Annotated in this window: 16 protein-coding genes; 8 read left to right on the top strand and 8 right to left on the bottom strand. The window is 73.0% G+C overall.

The window, feature by feature from the left end; genetic code table 11:
* Positions 1–43: 43 nt before the first annotated feature.
* From K3769_RS13145 to K3769_RS13130, 4 genes are all read right to left on the bottom strand, one after another.
* Positions 44–1,162 (bottom strand): LLM class flavin-dependent oxidoreductase, encoded by a 1,119-nt coding sequence (locus K3769_RS13145; RefSeq protein ID WP_282566168.1) that lies wholly within the window; start codon positions 1,160–1,162, stop codon positions 44–46.
* Positions 1,163–1,284: 122 nt separating this feature from the next.
* Positions 1,285–2,118 carry an SDR family NAD(P)-dependent oxidoreductase gene (locus tag K3769_RS13140; RefSeq protein WP_267026619.1) on the bottom strand — a complete coding sequence of 278 codons (834 nt, stop codon included), beginning with the start codon at positions 2,116–2,118 and terminating at the stop codon, positions 1,285–1,287.
* 124 nt (positions 2,119–2,242) lie between these two features.
* Positions 2,243–3,148 carry an LLM class F420-dependent oxidoreductase gene (locus K3769_RS13135; RefSeq protein WP_267031353.1) on the bottom strand — a complete coding sequence of 302 codons (906 nt, stop codon included), beginning with the start codon at positions 3,146–3,148 and terminating at the stop codon, positions 2,243–2,245.
* Between the two features lie 35 nt (positions 3,149–3,183).
* Positions 3,184–4,416 carry an amidohydrolase family protein gene (locus K3769_RS13130; protein ID WP_267026618.1) on the bottom strand — a complete coding sequence of 411 codons (1,233 nt, stop codon included), beginning with the start codon at positions 4,414–4,416 and terminating at the stop codon, positions 3,184–3,186.
* 224 nt (positions 4,417–4,640) lie between these two features.
* Between K3769_RS13130 and afsR the strand changes: the two genes are divergently transcribed.
* From afsR to K3769_RS13110, 4 genes are all read left to right on the top strand, one after another.
* Complete coding sequence (afsR, locus tag K3769_RS13125) at positions 4,641–7,613, top strand: SARP-family global regulator AfsR (RefSeq protein WP_267026617.1); 2,973 nt, start codon at positions 4,641–4,643, stop codon at positions 7,611–7,613.
* Between the two features lie 213 nt (positions 7,614–7,826).
* Entirely contained in the window at positions 7,827–8,072 is a 246-nt protein-coding gene (locus K3769_RS13120; protein ID WP_267026616.1) for a sigma-like protein, read from the top strand.
* Positions 8,073–8,256: 184 nt separating this feature from the next.
* Positions 8,257–8,436: a hypothetical protein gene (locus K3769_RS13115; RefSeq protein ID WP_267026615.1), complete on the top strand. Its 180-nt coding sequence runs from the start codon at positions 8,257–8,259 to the stop codon at positions 8,434–8,436.
* A gap of 146 nt (positions 8,437–8,582) precedes the next feature.
* The gene (locus K3769_RS13110) at positions 8,583–8,942 is read left to right on the top strand and encodes a DUF6247 family protein (protein WP_267026614.1); all 360 of its coding nucleotides are present in this window, start codon (positions 8,583–8,585) and stop codon (positions 8,940–8,942) included.
* Between the two features lie 30 nt (positions 8,943–8,972).
* Here the strand turns inward: K3769_RS13110 and K3769_RS13105 are convergent, their stop codons facing one another.
* From K3769_RS13105 to K3769_RS13095, 3 genes are all read right to left on the bottom strand, one after another.
* Positions 8,973–10,157, bottom strand: coding sequence for a serine hydrolase domain-containing protein (locus K3769_RS13105; protein WP_267026613.1), 1,185 nt, complete (start codon positions 10,155–10,157; stop codon positions 8,973–8,975).
* Between the two features lie 389 nt (positions 10,158–10,546).
* The gene (locus tag K3769_RS13100) at positions 10,547–11,206 is read right to left on the bottom strand and encodes a response regulator transcription factor (protein ID WP_267026612.1); all 660 of its coding nucleotides are present in this window, start codon (positions 11,204–11,206) and stop codon (positions 10,547–10,549) included.
* Positions 11,194–12,480 (bottom strand): sensor histidine kinase, encoded by a 1,287-nt coding sequence (locus K3769_RS13095; RefSeq protein WP_267026611.1) that lies wholly within the window; start codon positions 12,478–12,480, stop codon positions 11,194–11,196. Before K3769_RS13095 ends, K3769_RS13100 begins: the two co-directional genes overlap by 13 nt.
* A 308-nt stretch (positions 12,481–12,788) precedes the next feature.
* Here K3769_RS13095 and K3769_RS13090 point away from each other — a divergent pair, with 308 nt between their 5' ends.
* The 3 genes from K3769_RS13090 to K3769_RS13080 are packed head-to-tail and all read left to right on the top strand — an operon-like array spanning position 12,789 to position 16,442.
* Complete coding sequence (locus K3769_RS13090; RefSeq protein WP_267026610.1) at positions 12,789–13,049, top strand: hypothetical protein; 261 nt, start codon at positions 12,789–12,791, stop codon at positions 13,047–13,049.
* A complete protein-coding gene (locus tag K3769_RS13085) occupies positions 13,046–13,810 on the top strand; it encodes an ABC transporter ATP-binding protein (RefSeq protein WP_372514928.1) in 765 nt (254 codons plus the stop codon). The genes K3769_RS13090 and K3769_RS13085 overlap by 4 nt, the downstream gene beginning before the upstream one ends.
* A 4-nt stretch (positions 13,811–13,814) precedes the next feature.
* Complete coding sequence (locus tag K3769_RS13080; protein WP_267026609.1) at positions 13,815–16,442, top strand: FtsX-like permease family protein; 2,628 nt, start codon at positions 13,815–13,817, stop codon at positions 16,440–16,442.
* Positions 16,443–16,491: 49 nt separating this feature from the next.
* Here K3769_RS13080 and K3769_RS13075 read toward each other — a convergent pair whose 3' ends face one another.
* On the bottom strand, positions 16,492–18,138 hold the full coding sequence (locus tag K3769_RS13075) for a fatty acid--CoA ligase family protein (protein ID WP_267026608.1): 1,647 nt from the start codon (positions 18,136–18,138) through the stop codon (positions 16,492–16,494).
* A gap of 158 nt (positions 18,139–18,296) precedes the next feature.
* Here K3769_RS13075 and K3769_RS13070 point away from each other — a divergent pair, with 158 nt between their 5' ends.
* Positions 18,297–19,460 carry a lipid-transfer protein gene (locus K3769_RS13070; RefSeq protein ID WP_267026607.1) on the top strand — a complete coding sequence of 388 codons (1,164 nt, stop codon included), beginning with the start codon at positions 18,297–18,299 and terminating at the stop codon, positions 19,458–19,460.
* Positions 19,461–19,474 lie beyond the last annotated feature (14 nt).

Below are 19,474 nucleotides of genomic sequence, written 5' to 3'. Positions count from 1 at the left end.
GCGGGGCGCGGCCGGGCCACGCCGCCGCACCCGCCGACGCCCCTCAGACCGCCCCGCGGAACCGCGTGGTCCGATGCACGGGATCCGTGTCTATCTTCGGAATGACGTGCTCCCCGATCAGCCTGATCGTCTGCAGCGTCTCCTCCCTGGGCACCCCGACGGGCAGCCCGAACGACAACTGATCGGCCCCGGCCTGCTCCCACCGCTTGCACTGCGTCAGGACCTCGTCCGGATCCCCGCAGATCAGCAGCTCCTCCGCGATGAGCAGCTCGATGAACTCCTCGTTGTACTCCGGCAGCGTCTCCGGCCAGACGGGGAAGCCCTCGGGCCGCGGGAACGTGTCGTGGTAGCGGAAGACGAGCGAGGGCAGATAGTGCAGCCCGCCGCTCACGGCGACCCGTACCGCCTCGTCGTGCGTGGGCGCGCAGACCGCCGTCGTCGTCACCATCACGTTGTCGTTGACGAAGTCGCCGACCGGCTCGGCGTCGACGACGGCCGTCTTGTACTGGTCCAGGACCCACTCCATGTCGGAGACCTTCTGCACGCTGAAGCCGAGCACCCCGAGCCCTTTGCGGGCGGCCATGGCGTACGAGGGCGGCGACCCGGCGGCGTACCACATGGCGGGGTGCGACTTCCCGTACGGCTTCGGCAGGATCTTGCGCGGCGGGAGCTGCCAGTGCTTGCCCTGGAAGCCGACGTACTCGTCCTGGAGCCACATCTTGGGGAACTCGGCGATGGTCTCTTCCCAGATCTCCTTGGTGTAGTTCATGTCGGTGATGCCGGGGAGGAAGCCGAGTATCTCGTGCGAGCCGGCCCCGCGTCCGCTGCCGAACTCGAAGCGGCCCTCGGTGAGATGGTCGAGCATGGCGACCTTCTCGGCGACCTTGACCGGGTGGTTGACCTGGGCGAGCGGGTTGAAGATGCCCGATCCCAGATGGATGCGCTCGGTGGCGTGCGCCAGATAGCCGAGGTAGACGTCGTTGGCGGACAGGTGCGAGTACTCCTCCAGGAAGTGGTGCTCGGACGCCCAGGCGTACTTGAAGCCGGACGCGTCCGCCTGGATGACGTACTCGGTCTCCTCCATCAGCGCCTTGTGCTCCGCGAGCGGATCGGTCTCGGCCCGCTTGCCCACGTATCCCTGTACAAAGAGCCCGAATTCCAAGGAGGTTCACCGTCCCCTGTGTCCGTCGTCCGTCCGGCGAACGCCGAACCTGACGCATCGTCAGATTGACCTGCCGCCGACTGTGGCACCGAGCCCGTGAGGCGTCAATAGCTGATGGCCCGTCACATCGCGCGCACTCCCGCCAGCCATCCCCCGTCGATCACGAAGGGCTGGCCGGTGATGTAGGAGGAGTCGTCGCAGGACAGGAAGAGGGCGAGGCGGGCGACCTCCTCGGCCCGGCCGATGCGGCCCATCGGGACGAGCTTGCGGTAGAACCTGGCGACGGCCGCCGAGGCCGCCTCCGCGTCAGCCCCTGCCCCTGCCCCTGCTTCTGCCTCTCCTCCGGCCTCGGCCTCCGTGGTCGCCGGGGCGAGCAGGGCGGGGTTGCTCATGGCGGTGTCGATCGCGCCGGGACAGACGGCGTTGACGCGGATCCCCTTCGCCGCCAGCTCCAGCGCGGCGACACGGGTGAGGCCGACGATGGCGTGCTTGCTCGCGGCGTACGCGCCGACGTACGCCATGCCGGTGAGACCGGTGTACGAGGCGGTGTTGACGACGGTCCCGCCGCCGGCCGCCTCGATCTCGGGGGCGAGCGCCTTGATACCGAGGAAGACGCCGACCTGGTTGACCCGCACGATCCGCATGAACTCGTCGAGGGGGGTGTCGACGAGGGCGTTGAAGCGCAGGATGCCGGCGTTGTTGACGAGCCCGTCGACCTTCCCGTACGCCTCCTTCGCCACCTCCACCGCCGCCGCCCAGTCGTCCTCCCGTCCCACGTCCAGGTGTACGTACCGGGCGCGGGCCCCCAGCTCCTTGGCCAGGGTCCGGCCCTGCTCGTCGAGCACGTCGGCGACGAGGACCGAGGCACCCTCCTCGACGAAGAGCCGAGCCTCCTGCTCCCCCTGCCCCCGAGCCGCCCCGGTGACGACGACGACACGTCCGTCCAACTTGCCCATGAACACTCCCTGGCCGATGGGCGCCCACGGTCGGGGCGCGGGGCTGTGACATCTGCGGCTCCGACCCGTGGCGTGGCGGGTCACGACGGACCCGCACCCGCGGTCGCGTACACGGAGGCGTCCGCTACCCGAGCAGCGGAGCGACCCCCGACCCGAACGCCGCCATCTGGTCGGTCAGTTCGGCCCGGCTCCGGGACCGGAACCGCACCTGGATCTGGTGCACGCCCATCGCCGCGTACGCGCGCAGCGACTCGGCGATCTCCTCGGCCGGGCCGGAGACCGTGCGGCGGCCCACGGCCCACGAGGGGTGTCCGACGTAGAGCGGTTCGGTGATGGCGCCGACGGTGAACGGGCGGGGCACCCCCGCCTCCTCCCGCAGGCGCCCGAGCCGGGCGATCTGCTCGGGCAGCCGCTCCCGCGGGTCCCCCTGCGGCAGCCACCCGTCGCCCTTGACCGCGGCCCGCCGGACGGCGGCGGGTGAGGAACCGCCGATCCACACGGGCACCCGTTCCTGTGCGGGCCGGGGGCGCTGGCCGAGCCCCTCGAAGTCGTACAGCTTCCCGTGGTGGGAGGGGAACTCCTCGGGGCCCAGCGCGGCCCGGAGCGCGTCGATGGACTCGTCCAGCACCGCGCCGCGCCGCTCGAAGTCCGCGCCCAGCGCCTCGAACTCCTCCTGTACGTGTCCGGCGCCGACCCCGAGGATCAGGCGTCCGCCGCTGAGGTGGTCGAGGGTCGCGTACTGCTTGGCGGTGGCGAGGGGGTGGCGGAGTCCGACGACGGCGACGTGGCTGAGCAGCCGTACGCGTTCGGTGACGCCCGCCAGGAAGGAGAGGGTGGCGACGGGGTCGTACCAGATCGTGCTCATCGCGGCGGCCAGGCGGCGGGGGATGGCGACGTGGTCGCAGCTCGCGAGGTAGGCGAAGCCGGAGGTGTCGGCGACCCGGGCGATCTCCACCAGATCGGCCGGGCCCGCGTCCGCCTCCCACGCCTCGGCGTAGAGGGTGCTCTGCGACTGGACCGGGAGCTGCATCCCGTAGGTGAGGGACGCGGCGCCGGGGGGCGCGCTCAACGGGCACCGCCCGGCCCGGCCCACAGCCCGTCCGCCGTGAGGCCCAGCAGGTCGATCGCGTTGCGGCGGACGATCCGGTCGACGACGTCAGCGTCCAGGTGGCCCATCTGGGCCTCGCCGACCTGGCGCGACTCCGGCCACGTGGAGTCGGAGTGGGGGTAGTCGGTCTCGTAGAGGACGTTGCCGACGCCGATCGCGTCCAGGTTCTTCAGGCCGAAGGCGTCGTCGAAGAAGCAGCCGTACACGTGCTCGGTGAAGAGTTCGGAGGGCGGGCGGTGGACCTTGTCCGCGACGCCGCCCCAGGCGCGGTTCTCCTCCCAGACGACGTCCGCGCGTTCCAGGATGTAGGGGATCCAGCCGATCTGGCCCTCCGCGTACATCACCCTCAGATTCGGGAAGCGCTCGAACTTGCCGCTCATCAGCCAGTCGACCATCGAGAAGCAGCAGTTGGCGAAGGTGATCGTCGAACCGACGGCCGGCGGCGCGTCCGCCGAGGTGGAGGGCATCCGGCTGCTGGACCCGATGTGCATCGCGATGACCGTGCCGGTCTCGTCGCAGGCGGCGAGGAACGGATCCCATGCGTCCGTATGAACGGAGGGCAGTCCGAGGTGCGGTGGTATCTCGGAGAAGGCGACGGCCCGCACACCCCTGGAGGCGTTGCGCCGCACCTCCCGCGCGGCGAGCTCCGGGTCCCACAGAGGGATGAGCGTGAGCGGTATCAGCCGCCCCCGCGCCTCGGGCCCGCACCACTCCTCGACCATCCAGTCGTTGTAGGCCCGCACCGAGAGCAGCCCCAGCTCGCGGTCCGCGGCCTCGGTGAACGTCTGGCCGCAGAAACGGGGGAAGGTCGGGAAGCAGAGCGCGGACTGCACGTGGTTGACGTCCATGTCGGCCAGGCGCCGCGGGACGTCGTACGAGCCGGGCCGCATCTGCTCGTACGTGATGATCTCCAGCTTGATCTCGTCCCTGTCGTAGCCGACGGCCGTGTCGAGACGGGTGAGCGGGCGGTGCAGGTCCTCGTAGACCCACCAGTCGCCGATCGGCCCGTCGTCGCCGGGGCTGCCCATGACGGGAGCGAACTTCCCGCCCAGGAAGGTCATTTCCTTCAGCGGGGCGCGTACGACGCGCGGCCCGGTGTCCCGGTACTTCGACGGGAGCCGGTCCCGCCAGACGTTGGGGGGCTCCACCGTGTGGTCGTCCACCGAGATGATCTTCGGGAAGGTCTCCATGCGTTGTACGGTAGCGCCGATCTGACGGCCCGTCAGCTACTGGTGGCCGATCTCCGGAATGCGGGTACGGCACCGCGTGGTTGCGGGGAGGGGGTGTGGGCCCTGTGTGGGCTTGCGTGAATCTGGCATGGCGGCCTGTGATCGGTGTCTCCCACGGCTGACGCATCCGCCATGAACAAGGCAAACTGGCCTGGTTGTCATGACGGTTCGGCAGGGGGACAGCGATGGACGGTGTACCGCGAGTACCGGAGCAGTGGGTTCCCGAGGAATCGGTGGCCCTGCGCTTCAGTGTGCTCGGACCGGTGCGCGCCTGGCGGGGGGCACAGGCGCTGCCCATGGGGTCCCCTCAGCAACGCGCCCTGCTGGCCGCCCTGCTGCTCCGCGAGGGCCGCACGGCGACGTCCGGCGAGCTGATCGACGCCCTGTGGGGCGACGACCCGCCGTCCCAGGCCCTGGCCGCCGTCCGTACGTACGCCTCGCGGCTGCGCAAGACCCTCTCCCCGGGCGTCCTGGTCAGTGAGTCCGGCGGTTACGCGATCCGGCTCGCCGACGCCTCCGGCGGCGACGCCTCCGGAAGCGGCGCCACCCTCGACCTCGCGCTGGCCCAGGAACTGGTGGCCGACGCGGAGAAGGCGAAGAGCGGGGGCGACCTTCGCCATGCGCGCGCCCTGCTGAACAAGACGCTCAGCCTGTGGGACGGGGAGGTGCTGGCGAGCGTCCCGGGCCCGTACGCGGAGACCCAGCGCACCCGGCTGCAGGAGTGGAAGCTCCAGCTCACCGAGTCCCGCCTGGACATGGACCTCGAACAGGGCTGCCACGCCGAGGCGGTCTCCGAACTGACCGCGCTCACCGCGGCGCACCCCCTGCGGGAGCGGCTGCGCGCGCTGCTGATGCTGGCGCTGTACCGCTCGGGCCGGCAGGCCGAAGCGCTGGCCGCGTACGCCGACACCCGGCGGCTGCTCGCCGACGAGCTGGGCGTGGACCCGGGCGCGGAACTCCAGGAACTCCAGCAGCGCATCCTCCAGGCCGACCCGGGCCTCGCCGAACCCTCGGCGCCGCTGGCCCCGGAGACCGCGGCCACCCCGGTGCGTCCGGCACAACTACCCGCCACCGTCCCGGACTTCACCGGCCGCATGTCGTTCGTCTCCGAGCTGTGCGAGGTCCTCGCCAGCGCCGAGGGCCGCGTGATGGCCGTCTCCGCGCTGGCCGGCATCGGCGGCGTGGGCAAGACCACGCTCGCCGTCCACGTCGCCCACCAGGCGCGAGGCGCCTTCCCGGACGGACAGCTGTACATCGACCTGCAGGGCGCGGGCGCGCGGGCCGCGGCGCCCGAGGCCGTCCTGGGCGCCTTCCTGCGCGCGCTGGGCACCCCGGACTCGGCCATTCCGGACACCCTGGAGGAACGGGCGGCGCTGTACCGCTCGGTGCTGGACGGCCGCCGGGTGCTCGTGCTGCTGGACAACGCCCGGGACGCGGCCCAGGTCCGGCCCCTGCTGCCCGGCACCGAGGGGTGCGCCGCGCTGGTGACCTCGCGGGCACGGATGGTCGACCTGGCCGGCGCGCACCTGGTCGACCTGGACGTGATGTCACCGGAGGAGGCCCTCCAGCTCTTCACGAAGATCGTCGGCACCGAGCGGGTGGAGTCGGAGCGGCAGTCCGCGCTGGACGTGGTGGCCGCCTGCGGCTTCCTGCCCCTCGCGATCCGGATCGCCGCCTCCCGGCTGGCCGCCCGGCGCACCTGGACCGTCTCGGTCCTCGCGGCGAAGCTCGCGGACGAGCGGCGGCGCCTGGACGAGCTGCAGGCCGGCGACCTGGCCGTGAAGGCCACCTTCGAGCTGGGCTACGGACAGCTGGAGGCGGCCCAGGCCCGCGCCTTCCGGCTGCTGGGCCTCGCGGACGGCCCCGACATGTCCCTGGCCGCCGCCGCCGCGGTCCTCGACCTGCCCCTCGACGACACCGAGGAACTCCTCGAATCCCTCGTCGACACCTCGCTGCTGGAATCGGCCGCGCCCGGCCGCTACCGCTACCACGACCTCGTCCGGCTCTACGCGCGTGCGTGCGCCGAACGCGACGAACACCCGCCCGGCGAACGGGCCGCCGCGATGTCGCGCCTGCTCGACTTCTACCTCGCCACGGCCGCGGGCGTCTACGCCATCGAGCGCCCCGGCGACCGCCTCGTGGACCACCTGGAGACGACGCGGTACCCGGGGCTGACCTTCTCCGGAGGCAGCGCCGCGCTCGACTGGCTCTACACGGAGGCCGCGCCCCTGCTGGCGTGCGTACGGCAGTCGGCGGGCACGGAGCTGCTGCGGCGCGCGGTGGATCTGCTGTGGGCCGCCCGGGACCTCGCGGAGTCGGGCGCCAACTCCCACCAGTACGAGACCACGGCCAGGGCGATGTGCGACGCCACCCTGGCCGCCGGGGACGCGCACGCGGAGGGCAGAGCACGGACCACGCTCACCCACCCGCTGCTGGTCTCCGGCCGGATCCAGCAGGCCGCCGAGCAGGCGCAGCTCTCCATGGACCGCGCCGCCGCCGCGCAGGACGCCATGGCCATGAGCTGGGCGGCCAACGACCGTGGGCTCACCTTCCTCCACCAGGAGCAGTTCGCGAGCGGCAAGACGCACTTCGAACATGCCATAGAGGGGTACGCCGCGATCGGCAACCGGCCCCTCGAAGCGCTCAGCCTCTGCAACCTCTCACGCGCCCACCTCGGCATGGGCAACACCGACAAGGCCGTGGAGATCGCGCAGCGCGCCCTGGCGACCTACCTGGAGATCGGCAAGACCCTGCGACTGGCCAACGGCCACTTCACGCTGGGCATCGCGCTGACCCGGGCCGGCCGGCACGCCGAGGCCCTCAGCCAGTTCTCCGACGCCCTGTCCGTCTTCGCCGGCCACCGCCAGCGGCTCTGGGAAGGCACCACCAACTTCCGGATGGCCGAGGTGCATCTTGCGGCCCGCCGGCCCGCACAGGCCGCGCAGCACGCCGAGCAGGCACTGGCGCTCGGCTGCATCGGCGGCGACCGGATGCAGGGCACCGTGCTGACGCTGCTCGGCCGGGCGCTCACCATGCTCGGGCAGCTGGACCGGGCCCGGGCGTGCTGGCACGAGGCCGTCAACCTCTTGGAGCAGAACGGCGGCTCCGCACAGGCCGAGGAGGTCAGGGTCCTGCTCACGCCCGCCACGGCGGCCTGAGAAGGGGGCCCGGGACCGGGCCGTTGCGGACGTTCAGCATTCGTTTATCTCCGCGCGGCACTCTCATACCTGTCACACCGTCGCGTCGGGGGGCAGACGGTCTGACCAGGAGCCCAACGGCTAGTGTGCGGCTCCGAACGCCCGTCCAGCGGCCCTCGGGGGAGTCTCTGGACGGGCGTTCCTCACTCGTCAACACAACGGAGGACACACGCCATGAGCGACCAGACGAAGGACACGAACCCCACCGCGACCACGCAGGACAACGGGATGCCGACTCCTCCCGCCAAGGACCCGGTGGTGGCCACTCCGCTCGACAACGGGATGCCCACCCCGCCTGCCGAGGACCCGGTCGTCTCTCCGCTGGACAACGGGATGCCGACGCCGCCCCAGACCGACATCCGGACGCTGGACAACGGCATGCCTTCGCCGCCCGCGCTGGACCTCGACGGCGGCAAGTAAAGACTTTTCTCCCGACGGGGATCGGCCGCGGTGGCGCGGAGGGGGAGCCACCGCGGCCGAAGTCTGTCCTGGCGCGATCCGGCCGATCGGCGACGTGCGCCGTTTCGGCCCGGCAGGACGTAGCACCAGTAGAGGGACGGCGCCTTCGGACGGCCGGCCTCATCCCTTCACCCAGGAGTTCGGTATGACCCGTACGCAGAAGTTCCTCACGACGCTCACCCTGATACTCGGTGCCGCCGCCGCGCTCGCGAGCCCGGCGGCGGCAGACAACTCCATGCCGGCGCCCGCGCCCAACGGCGCGGCGCCGGTGGCCACTTCGCACCACCCGGCTGCCGTGAACTCGCCGGACGGCACGGCGTCCTGACACCTCACCGCCCCGACCGGGCCGGGCCCCGAACGGGTGCTCGGCCCGTCGTCGGGTCCGGGGCGCGCCGTCCCGGCCGGAATTCGCCGCCGGGCGGGTCCAGCCCCTCGCGGTGGCCGCCCGTACGCCGTACTGTGCGGATCACGATGACAGCGCAGCCCACCGAGCCCGGCAGACCGCTCGTTCCCCGGCCGGCACGGACCCCCGGCGCCCTTCGCGCGGCCGTCATCCGGGTTGCCCCGCACCGGCTCGCCGAACTGGAACGGGACACCGACGGGGCGATCGGGGCCGCCGCCCGCACCGGCAGTCTCGGGCCGATCATCCAGCTTCTCGACACGTGGGCCGTCACCGTGGAGATCGTCAGGTTCCCCTCCACGGCCGCGCGGCTGCGCAAGGCCGAGCACACGGCGGGGGCCGCGGGCCGGGGCGCGCCCGCGCGACGCGGCGCCCGGGACGAGATCCACGCGCTGCGGGCCGCCGCGCGGGAGTCGCTCGCACAGGGCTGAGCGGTCCCTCCGCGGCGCAGCCGCACCTGGTCACGCGCAGAGTTGGTCGTCGATCAGGGTGTTCTGGGATTCCTGGGTGGCGGAGTCGGACGACCCGTCACCGGTCGAGTTCAGGACGACGGTACGGCGGCCGTCGCCGCTGATGCCGTTGCGGGTGGTGTAGCCGGGGAGGTTGCCCCCGTGGCTCCAGTAGACGCCGCCGCAGGACAGCGGGACGCTCATCAGTCCGAGGCCGTAGCGCACGCCGGGCCAGCCGGGTTCCAGCTCCGGGGCCGGTACGGTCGACTTCATCGCCGCCAGTTCCGCCGGGCGCAGCAGCCTGCCGCCGAGGAGCGCCTGGTAGAAGCGGGTCAGGTCGGCCGTCGTACTGACCATGGCACCCGCCGCGCCGCCCGCGGAGGCGTTGAGTTCGGTGATGTCGATCGCCGGTCCCGCCTCCTTGAAGCTGGAGTAGCCGTGCAGATGGCGGCCGGTGATGCGGGACGCGGTGGTCGGGGCGGAGGTGTCGCGCAGGCCCAGCGGGCGGATGAGACGCCGGGCGACCTCCTCGTTCCAGGTGTGCCCGGTGGCCCTCTCGATGATCATTCCGGCCAGGATGTAGTTGGTGTTGGAGTAGCTCCACCCCTCGCCCGGGGCGAATCCCGGGGCGTGCCGCATCGCGACGGCGACCAGGTGTTCCGGGGTCCAGGTGGTGTACCGGTCGGCCTGGTAGCCGGCCGTACTGGCGAACAGGGGGAAGTCCGCCGTGTAGTCGAACAGTCCGCTGGTGTGCTGGAGCAGCTGCCGTACGGTGATCGCGCCGCCGTCGTTGCCGTGGCCGGAGACGACTCCGGGCAGCCAGTGCTCCACGGTGTCGTCGAGCGACAGGCGTCCCTCGCCGACGAGTTGCAGGATCACCGTGGCGACGAAGGTCTTGCTGGAGCTGGCGATGCGGAACTTGTCGCCGGGGCGTACGGGCGCTCGCGTCGCCTTGTCGGCGACGCCGCCGGTGGCGTAGCGGGAGCCTCGCGGGTCCGTCGTCCGCGCCACGACCCCCACGGTGCCGGTCCTCATGACCGCGTCCACGCCGGCCTGCAGTGTCCTGCTGTGCGAGGCGCTGTGCGCGGGGGTGGCGGTGGCGCCGGTCGCGCCCGCGGCGGGCAGGGTGAGGCCGATGCCGGCCAGGGTGGTCGCCAGGGTGGTGGCCACCGCTCGGGAGGTGAGTCGGGTCTTCATGGGTCACGGGCTCCTCGCGTCCGGGTCCGGCCGTCGTTGCGGTGCGACCACCACGCTAGGAACTCCGGCGGTACGTCACGATCATGCAGGCGGGTGGGTTGGTAGGGGTGCGTTCCCCCTGGCCGGGGTGGCGCCTGCTGTACGGGGGGCTGCGCGGTTCGCCGCGCTCCTTGGGGAGTTGGGGTTGCCGGGGTGATGGGACGAGGCAGATCGGTGCCACTGTTGCGCAGTTCCCCGCGCCCCTAGGGGGTTGGGGTCGCCGAGGCCGCGAGGCGAGGCAGATCGGCGGCACCGCCGCGCAGTTCCCCGCGCCCCCAGGGGGCTTGCTCGTGACGGCGTGCGACGCCGAACGCCCACCCAGGGGCGCGGGGAACGGCGCGGGAACTGCTTCACGCCCGGCGGCGCGCGTCGTCCAGGTATCTCAGGACCGCCGCGACCCGCCGGTCCACCTGATCGGCCGGCGACAGGTCCAGCTTCGCGAAGATACTGCGGATGTGCTTGTGCACAGCACCCTCCGTCACCACCAGCCGCCCCGCGATCGCCCCGTTGCCCAACCCCTCCGCCATCAGCGCCAGCACATCCCGCTCCCGCGGACTGAGCCGCTCCAGCCGGGTGTCCTGCCGACTGCGGGTGAACAGCTGCGCGACCACCTCCGGATCGATGGCCGTACCCCCGCCCGCCACCCGGTGGAGCGCGTCCAGGAACTCCTCCACCCGCCCCACCCGCTCCTTGAGCAGATAGCCGAGCCCCGTCACCCCACCGCCCAGCAACTCCGTCGCGAACGACTGCTCCACGTACGCCGACAGCACGAGGACCGCGAGATCGGGCCGCCGCCGACGGGCCTCCACGGCCGCGACGATCCCCTCGTCGGTGTGCGTCGGCGGCATCCGTACGTCCAGGATGGCGACGTCCGGCTTGTGGGTGTCGATGGCGTCGAGGGCACCGTCGCCGGTACCGGCCGTGCCCACCACGTCGAGGCCCTCCGCGCGCAACAGCAGCGCCAGCCCCTCCCGCAGCAGCGCGTCGTCCTCGGCGATCACAATCCGCATGGCAGTTCCACCTTGAGAGTCGTCGGGCCGCCGGGCGGGCTGGCCAGTTCGAGGGTGCCGTCGTGCGCGGCGATCCGGTTGCGGATGCCGCTGAGCCCGGAGCCACCGGCTTCGTCGGCACCGCCCCGGCCGTCGTCGGTGATGTCCAGCCGCAGCCGCCCGCCACCGCTGCGGACCGTGACCGCCGCCTGCCGTGCCCCGCTGTGCTTGGCGATGTTCGTCAGGGTCTCCGCCACCACGAAGTAGGCGGTCGCCTCCACGGACGCGGCGCACCGCTCGGGCGCCTCCACGTCGATCCGGCAGGGCACGGGGCAGCTCGCGGCGAGCCCGGTGAGCGCCCCGGCGAGCCCCCGGTCTGCCAGTACGGGCGGCAGGATGCCCCGCGCCACCGACCGCAGCTCGGACAGGGCCTGCTCGGCGGCGCTCTGGGCGCGTTCGAGGAGTTCCTCGGCGCCCGCCGGGTCGCGGGCCACCATGCGGCGCGCGGCGCCGAGGAGCACGGTGACGGTGACGAGCCGGTTCTGGGTGCCGTCGTGCAACGAGCGCTCGATGCGGCGCAGTTCGACGGCGTGGGCGTCCAGTGCGGCGGCCCGCGTCGCGGTGAGTTCCGCGACGCGCAGGGACAGGTCCGTGTCGGGCCCGGCCGCGAGAAGGAGCCGCCCCGGCCGGGCCTGGACGCGTGCCATACCGGGGCCGAGACCCAGGATGATGGCGGTCCAGCCGAGCCCGAGCAGACCGGCGGCTGCCGCGTCGGCCCAGGTCTCCGCGACGCCTATCCCCAGGGACGTGCTGGTCGCGCCCTCCGGCAGCAGGCGCCAGTACAGCGGAAAGAGGGTGTCGCGCAGGGCCAGCAGGGGCAGCAGCAGCCCGCAGAGCCCGAGCAGCAGGCCGAGCGTGGCGTGGCGGGCCAGCCAGCGCAGTTCGCGGCGCGTGGTCGGGTCGACGACGGCGAGCCGCAGCGCGGTCGGCGCCGGGTCCGGGCCCAGCACCTCGGGCCCCCACCGGCCGAGCCGGCCGCGTTCGCGGCCGGCGAGCCCGTGCAGGGCACGCAGGACGAGCGGTGCCATCAGCAGCCCGACGCCCACCAGGGACGCCACGGCGGTCACGGCCGCCCAGAGCAGGACGAGCAGCGCCATCATCGCGGTGCCGAGTCCGCCGACGAGCTGCTCCAGTGCGGCGACGGCCGCACCGGCCGCGCGGACGGCGGTGTCGCGGAGACCGGGCCTGTCCTCGCCGCCGTCGTCCGGTGCGTCGTGCCGGTCCGAGATCGGCATCCGCCCCTCCCCTCCTGCTTTCCCGTCCCGCTTTCCCGCTCGTCGGGAGCCTGCCACCTGCGACCGCTCACGGCCGTGCGAGGAGCCTAGAGGTACAGCCTGCTGTACCCCCACTCGGGCGGCTGGCGGGCTCGGCCAGCCGGGGCCCCGATCCGTAACTTCGACATCACGACAGCGAGACCCGCAGCACGCGTCGCGAACCGCACACCGCACGCCGCACGCCGCACGCCGCACGCCGCGAAGAGTGAAGTGCGCACCGCGCACCGCGCAGGGTCCGAAGAGCTCGCAGACTCCGAAGAGGGACAGCCATGACGACCACGGACCCCTACCGCCTCGACGGCCTTCCCGGGAGCACGGACCCGGCCGGGCGGGAGGACACCGCCCGCGAAGCCCTCACCTGGGACCGCCTCGTCCGTACGGTGCTGTGGCTGGTCCTGGTGATCAGCACCGTCGGCAACATGGTGGCCTCGTACAGCGCCGCCTCCACCCTGGTCCACCTGGTCTGCGGCGGGGTCACCGCGCTGTGCGTGACCACGCTCGTCGTCCGTCACCTGCGGGGCCGGCGATGAGCGGGCTCCTCGCCGGGGCCGGCCGGCCGATGGCGGCACCGCCCGCCCCGGCCATCGAGCTGGCGAACGTCAGCAAGACGTACGCGGGAGGCGTCCGCGCCCTCGACGACGTGTCGCTGAGCGTCGAGCACGGCACGTTCCTGGCCGTGATGGGGCCCTCGGGGTCGGGCAAGAGCACGCTGATGCACTGCGCCGCCGGCCTCGACTCCCCCACCTCCGGAAGCATCCGCATCGGCGAGCGCGAGATCAGCGGGCTCAACGAGACCCGCCGCACCGAACTGCGCCGCGAGCACATCGGTTTCGTGTTCCAGTCCTACAACCTGGTCCCCGCCCTCAGCGTCGCCGACAACATCACGCTGCCGCTGCGGCTGGCGGGGCGCGCCCCGGACCGGGAGTGGGTGGGGACGCTGGTCGAGCGGGTCGGTCTCGCCGACCGGATGGCGCACCGGCCCGCCGAACTCTCCGGCGGCCAGCAGCAACGGGCCGCGATCGTACGGGCCCTGGTGGCGAAGCCCGCCGTCGTGTTCGCCGACGAGCCGACCGGCGCCCTGGATCTGCGCAGCGCCCACGAGGTGCTGGGCCTGCTGCGCGAACTCGTCGACGAACTGCGCCAGACGGTGGTGATGGTGACCCACGACCCGGCCGCCGCCGCCCAGGCCCACCACGCGGTGGTGATGGCCGACGGCCGGGTGGTCGAGCGCCTGTACCGGCCCAGCGCCCCCGAACTGGCCGACCGTCTCGTCAAGCTGGGAGAGGTCTAGAACCATGCTGCATCTCGCGGTCCGTATGGCGGGCCACCGCATCACCGCCCTGCTGGCGGTGGCGTGCGCGGTGCTCGGCGGCGCGGCACTGATCACCGGCACGGGCGTACTGGCCGAGTCGGGCCTGCGCTCGCAGTTGCCGGCCGGCCGGCTCGCGGGGGCCGACGTCGTGGTCTCCACCGACCAGAGTTTCCGTCCGGCCGGGGACCTGCCGATCGCCCTGCCGGAACGCGGCACGGTCCCGGCCGCCCTGGTCGACCGGCTCGCCGCACTGCCCGGCGTCACGGCGGCGGTCGGCGACGTCAGCTTCCCCGCCGCCGTCCTCGACGCCGACGGCCGCGTCGTACCGGCCGAGGAGCCGCGGACGGCCGGTCACGGCTGGTCCTCGACGAAGCTGCTCACGGACCCGAAGGTCAGTGGCGACAAGCCGTCCGGCACCGCCGAGGTGGCGCTCGACCGGGCGACGGCCGAGGCCGCGGGTGTCCGGGCGGGCGACCGGGTCGAGGTCGTCGCGGCCGGCCGGTCCGCCGCCGCGTACCGCGTCACGGCGGTGGTCGACGCCCCGGGCGCGGGCATCCTCTTCGCCGACCCGACGGCCGCCCGGCTGTCCGGCCGCGACGGCGGCACCGACGGCAGCGACGGCGGCGGCAAGGGAGCGCGCGCCGGGACCGTCGACCTGGTCGGTCTGCGCACCGAGCCCGGCGCCGAGGCCTCGGTGGCCACCGCGGCCCGCGAGACGATCGAGGACGCCGGCGAGAACGCCGGCCGGAAGGCGGCCGGAACCTCTTCCGGCGAGGCCGGCGCCGAAGTGATCGTCTCCACCGGTTCCGACCGTGGTGACATCGCCTCCCCCGGCGCGGGCGCGGCCCGTTCGCTGCTGATCCTGCTCGCCGGTTCGCTCTCCGGGATCGTCCTCCTGATCATCGGATTCGTGCTGGCGAGCGCGCTGGCCGTGTCGGTCGGCGGCCAGCGCCGCGACCTCGCCCTGATGCGGGCCGTCGGCGCGACTCCGAAGCAGATCAGGCGACTGGCCGCCGCGCAGGCCTCGGTCATCGCCGCCGTGGCGGTCGTGCCCGGTGTGGGCCTCGGCCATCTGCTGGCCGGGCAGTTCCGGCGGATGCTCGTCGACCGCGAGGTGATCCCGGCGGGGCTGCCGCTCACCTACAGCCCGCTGCCCGCGCTCGCCACCGTGCTCCTGCTGGGGCTCGCCGTGCAGGTGTCGGCCCGCGGTGCCGCGTGGCGCACCTCGCGGCTGCCCGCCACGGAGGCGGTCGCCGAGTCGCGCAGCGAGCCCCGTAACCCGTCGAAGACCCGGATCCGCGCCGGTCTCCTGCTGATCGTCGCCGCGACGAGCCTCTCGGTGGTGCCGCTGCTGAGCCGGACGGTCCTCGGCGCGGCGGCCACCTCCATGGCCGGGATCATCGGCGCGACCGGTCTGGCCCTGGCGGGTCCCGCCCTGGTCCGGGGCATCGGCGACACGGCGGCCCGGCGACTGCGGCCCGGCGTCTCGGCCCCGACCTGGCTCGCGGTGGCGAACATCCGCGGCTACGCCCTGCGGCTGTCGGGCGTCGTCAGCGCCCTCGCCATGGCGGTCGTGTTCGTCCTGACCTACACCCTCGCCCAGACGACCGTCATGAGCGCCACCGCCCAGGACACCCGCACCGGCACCCTCGCCCAGCAGCGCCTGACCGCGCCGGGACTCGGCGGTGTGCCCGCCGGCACCCTCGCGGACGTCGAGAGGACCGACGGCGTACGGTCGGCGGCCCCGGTCAGCGACACCACGGTCGTGTGGGAGTACGAGATGTTCGGCGAACCGGAGGTCGAGGCCGCCTCGGCGATGGTCCTGACCCCGGCCGCGCCGGACGTCCTGGACCTCGGCGTACGGGACGGCAGCCTGGCCCGGCTCTCCGGTGACACGGTCGCCGTCGACAGCGAGGTCGCCCGTTCCCGCGACGCGGGGGTCGGCGAGCGGATCGACCTGGTCCTCGGGGACGGCAGCCGGGTCAGCCCGAAGGTCGTCGCCGTCTACGACCGCGGCCTCGGCTTCGGCCCGGTCGCCGTCTCCCACGACCTGGCCGAGGGGCACACCACCGGCGGCCTCGACCAGAGTGTCCTCGTACGCACCGACGGCACCGACGCCGCGCTGCGCGGCCTCACCGAACTCGCCGCGTCCCGGCCCGGGTTGGCACTTGAGCCCACGGACACCGGGTCCGGCGACAGTCTGAGCGACGCACCCGCGACGGTCTGGATCAACCTCGCCACCGTCGTCGTGCTCCTCGGCTACCTCCTCCTGTCCATCGCCAACAAACTGGTCGCCACGACCGCCCAGCGCCGCAACGAGATCGCCACGCTGCGCCTCAACGGCACCACCCCGCGCCAGATCCTCGCGATGATGCGCCGCGAGGCCGCGGTGATCGGGGTCGCGGCGGTGGCCACCGGTCTGCTGCTGTCCGCGGTCCCGCTGGCGTTGCTCGGCATCGGCTTCCTGGACCGGCCGTGGCCCGCGGGCCCGGTGTGGCTGCTCCCGGCCGTCGCGCTGACGGTGATCGGCACGGCCTTCGTCACGGTCGAACTCCCCACCCGGCAGGCCCTGCGTACGGCCCCGGCCCACGCGCTGTCCGCCCGCGAATAGCGCGTACCGCGTGGGCGACCGGGGTCCCGCCGCGACAGGGCGGGGCCCCTCAACGGCGCCCGCGCAGCTCCCCCTTCACGACCTTCCCGCTCGCGTTGCGCGGCAGCTCGCCGACGAACTCCACCGCCCTGGGCACCTTGTAGTTCGCCATCTCGCGGCGCGCCCAGGCGATCAGGTCGTCGCCGGTGAGCGGGACGCCCGGACGGCGTACGACATAGGCCTTGCCGACCTCGCCGAGCCGGGCGTCCGGGACGCCGATCACCGCCACGTCCGCCACCTCCGGGTGCAGCCCCAGGAGTTGCTCTATCTCCGCCGGGTACGCGTTGAAGCCGCCGACGATGAACATGTCCTTGATGCGGTCGGTGATCCGGAGGTTGCCGGCCGCGTCCAGGACACCGATGTCGCCCGTGCGGAGCCAGCCGTCCGGGGTCATGGCCTCCGAGGTCGCGAGGGCGTCCTCGTAGTAGCCGCGCATCACGTTGAAGCCGCGGACCAGGACCTCGCCCGCGGTGCCGGGGGCGACGGCCGTGCCCGCCCCGTCGACCACCTTCACCTCCGTGCCGGGGATCGCGCGGCCGGACGTGGAGGCGATCACGTCCGGCTCGTCGCCGCGCCGGCACATCGTGACGATCCCGCTGGCCTCGGAGAGCCCGTAGGCGGTGAGGACCGTGTCCACGCCCAGCTCCGCCCGCAACCGCTCCACCAGCAGCAGCGGCACGACCGCCGCGCCCGTCACCACCAGCCGCAGGGCCGAGAGGTCGTACGCGTCACGGTCGGGGTGGTCCAGGAGGGACTGGTGGAGGGTGGGCGGGCCGGGGAGCACCGAGATGCGTTCCGAGGCCACGTTCGCGAGGACCGTGCTCACGGTGAACACCGGCTGCGGGATCATCGTCGCGCCCCGCATCAGACAGGCGATCACGCCCGCCTTGTAGCCGAAGGTGTGGAAGAAGGGGTTCACGATCAGATAGCGGTCGCCCTCGCGCAGACCGGCCAGTTCGCACCACACGTCGTACGCCCGCAGGGTCTGCGCGTGGGTGATCACGGCACCCTTGGGGCGGCCGGTGGTGCCCGAGGTGAAGATGATGTCCGAGGGCGCGGAGGGGTCCAGCGCGTCCGCCCGGGCCCGCACCTCGGCCTCCCCCACGCCGTCCCCACTGGCCAGGAAGTCCTTCCAGGTGCGGAAGTCGGCGGGGGCGTCGTCGGACAGGACGACCACCTGTTCCAGGTCCGGCAGCCCCGGCAGGGGACCGGTACGGGGGCCGGGACGCGTACTCGGGTGGGGGCCCGTCCCGGCCGGTTCCTGGCTGTCGGCGCAGGCCCGCCGCAGGGACGCCACGTACGAGGTCCCGAGGAACGTACCCGTCACGAACAGCAGTTTCGTACGGCTGCGGGCCAGTACGTAGGCGGCCTCCGTCCCCTTGAAGCGGGTGTTCAGCGGGACGAGGACCGCGCCCGCCGACACCGCGCCCAGCGCGGAGGCGATCCAGTCCAGGGTGTTGGGCGCCCAGATCGCCACCCGGTCGCCGGGCCGCACGCCGTTGGCGACGCAGGCCGCCGCCGCGCGGTCCACGCGGGCGCCCAGCTCCGCGTACGTGACGCGGGTCCGGCCCTCGACGACGGCCTCCACGTCCGCGTACCGCCCGGCCGCCGCCCGCACGAGCCCCGGGATCGTCTCCCACTCCAAGTCGCCGCGCACAGCGTGCCTCCCTTCGCCGCCCGAGCGCTCGGCCGCTCGGTCGATCGGCCGATCGACCGGCCTGCCGATCAACCGGCCGACCACTAGCTGACTACCCGTCAGATTAGCTGTAGCCTGACGCCCTGTCAGCATTCGTGGACCGTCGTGGAGGTGTGCCCATGGCAGGCACCGGTGCAGCGGGGCTCAAGGACGCGACCGCGGTCGTCGGGATCGGGCAGACACCCTTCGCCAAGCAACTGCCGGACAGCGAGAAGGCGTTGGCCTGCCGTGCGATCCTCGCCGCCCTCGACGACGCGGGCATCCCGCCGGCCGAGGTCGACGCGCTCGCCTCCTACACCATGGAGGAGACCGACGAGGTCGAGGTCGCCAAGGCCGTCGGATTCGGCGACCTCAGCTTCTTCGGCAAGGTCGGCTTCGGGGGCGGCGGTTCGTGCGCCACGGTCGCGCATCTGGCGTCCGCGGTGGCCACCGGGCAGGCGACGGTCGGAGTCGCCTGGCGCTCACGCAAGCGCGGCAGCGGCCCGCGCCCGTGGAAGAACACGGCCGTCCAACTCCCCACCCCCGCCCAGTGGACCCGCCCCTTCGGCCTGCTGCGCCCCGCCGACGAGATAGCCATGCTGACCCGCCGCTACCTGCACGAGTACGGGGCGACCCGCGACCACCTCTTCAACGTGGCCCTCGCCTGCCGCAACCGGGCCAACCAGAACCCCGCCGCGATGATGTACGAGCGACCGCTGACCCGGGACATGTATATGACCTCCCGCTGGATCAGCGAGCCGCTCTGCCTCTTCGACAACTGCCTGGAGACGGACGGGGCGCTGGCCTGCGTGGTCGTCTCCGCCGAACGGGCCCGCGACTGCCGCCGACGGCCCGTGTACGTGCACTCCGCCGCCCAGGGCCTGCCCGCCCAGCACCACGGGATGGTCAACTACTGGAACGACGATCCGCTGACCGGCCCCGCCTGGACGGCCGCCCGCCACCTCTGGAAGCAGGCCGACTTCACCCCGGAGGACGTGGACGTCGCCCAGATCTACGACGCGTTCACCCCGCTCATCCCGCTCTCCCTGGAGGGCTACGGCTTCTGCGGCCGGGGCGAGGGCGGCGCGTTCACGGAAGGGGGCGCCCTGGAGATCGGCGGCCGGCTGCCGCTGAACACGAGCGGGGGCGGGCTCTCGGAGGCGTACGTCCATGGTTTCAACCTCATCAACGAGGGCGTGAAGCAGCTCAGGGGGACGAGTACGGCGCAGGTCCCGGACGCGGCGACCTGCCTGGTCACGGCGGGCGAGGGCGTCCCGACGTCTGCGCTGCTCCTGAGGAACTGAGGACCCGAGTCAAC

The sequence above is a fragment of the Streptomyces ortus genome, from assembly GCF_026341275.1.
GTDB classification, from domain to species: Bacteria; Actinomycetota; Actinomycetes; order Streptomycetales; family Streptomycetaceae; genus Streptomyces; species Streptomyces ortus.
The sequence above is the reverse complement of the archived record's forward strand: the minus strand, read 5'-3'. Positions and strand labels throughout refer to the sequence as shown.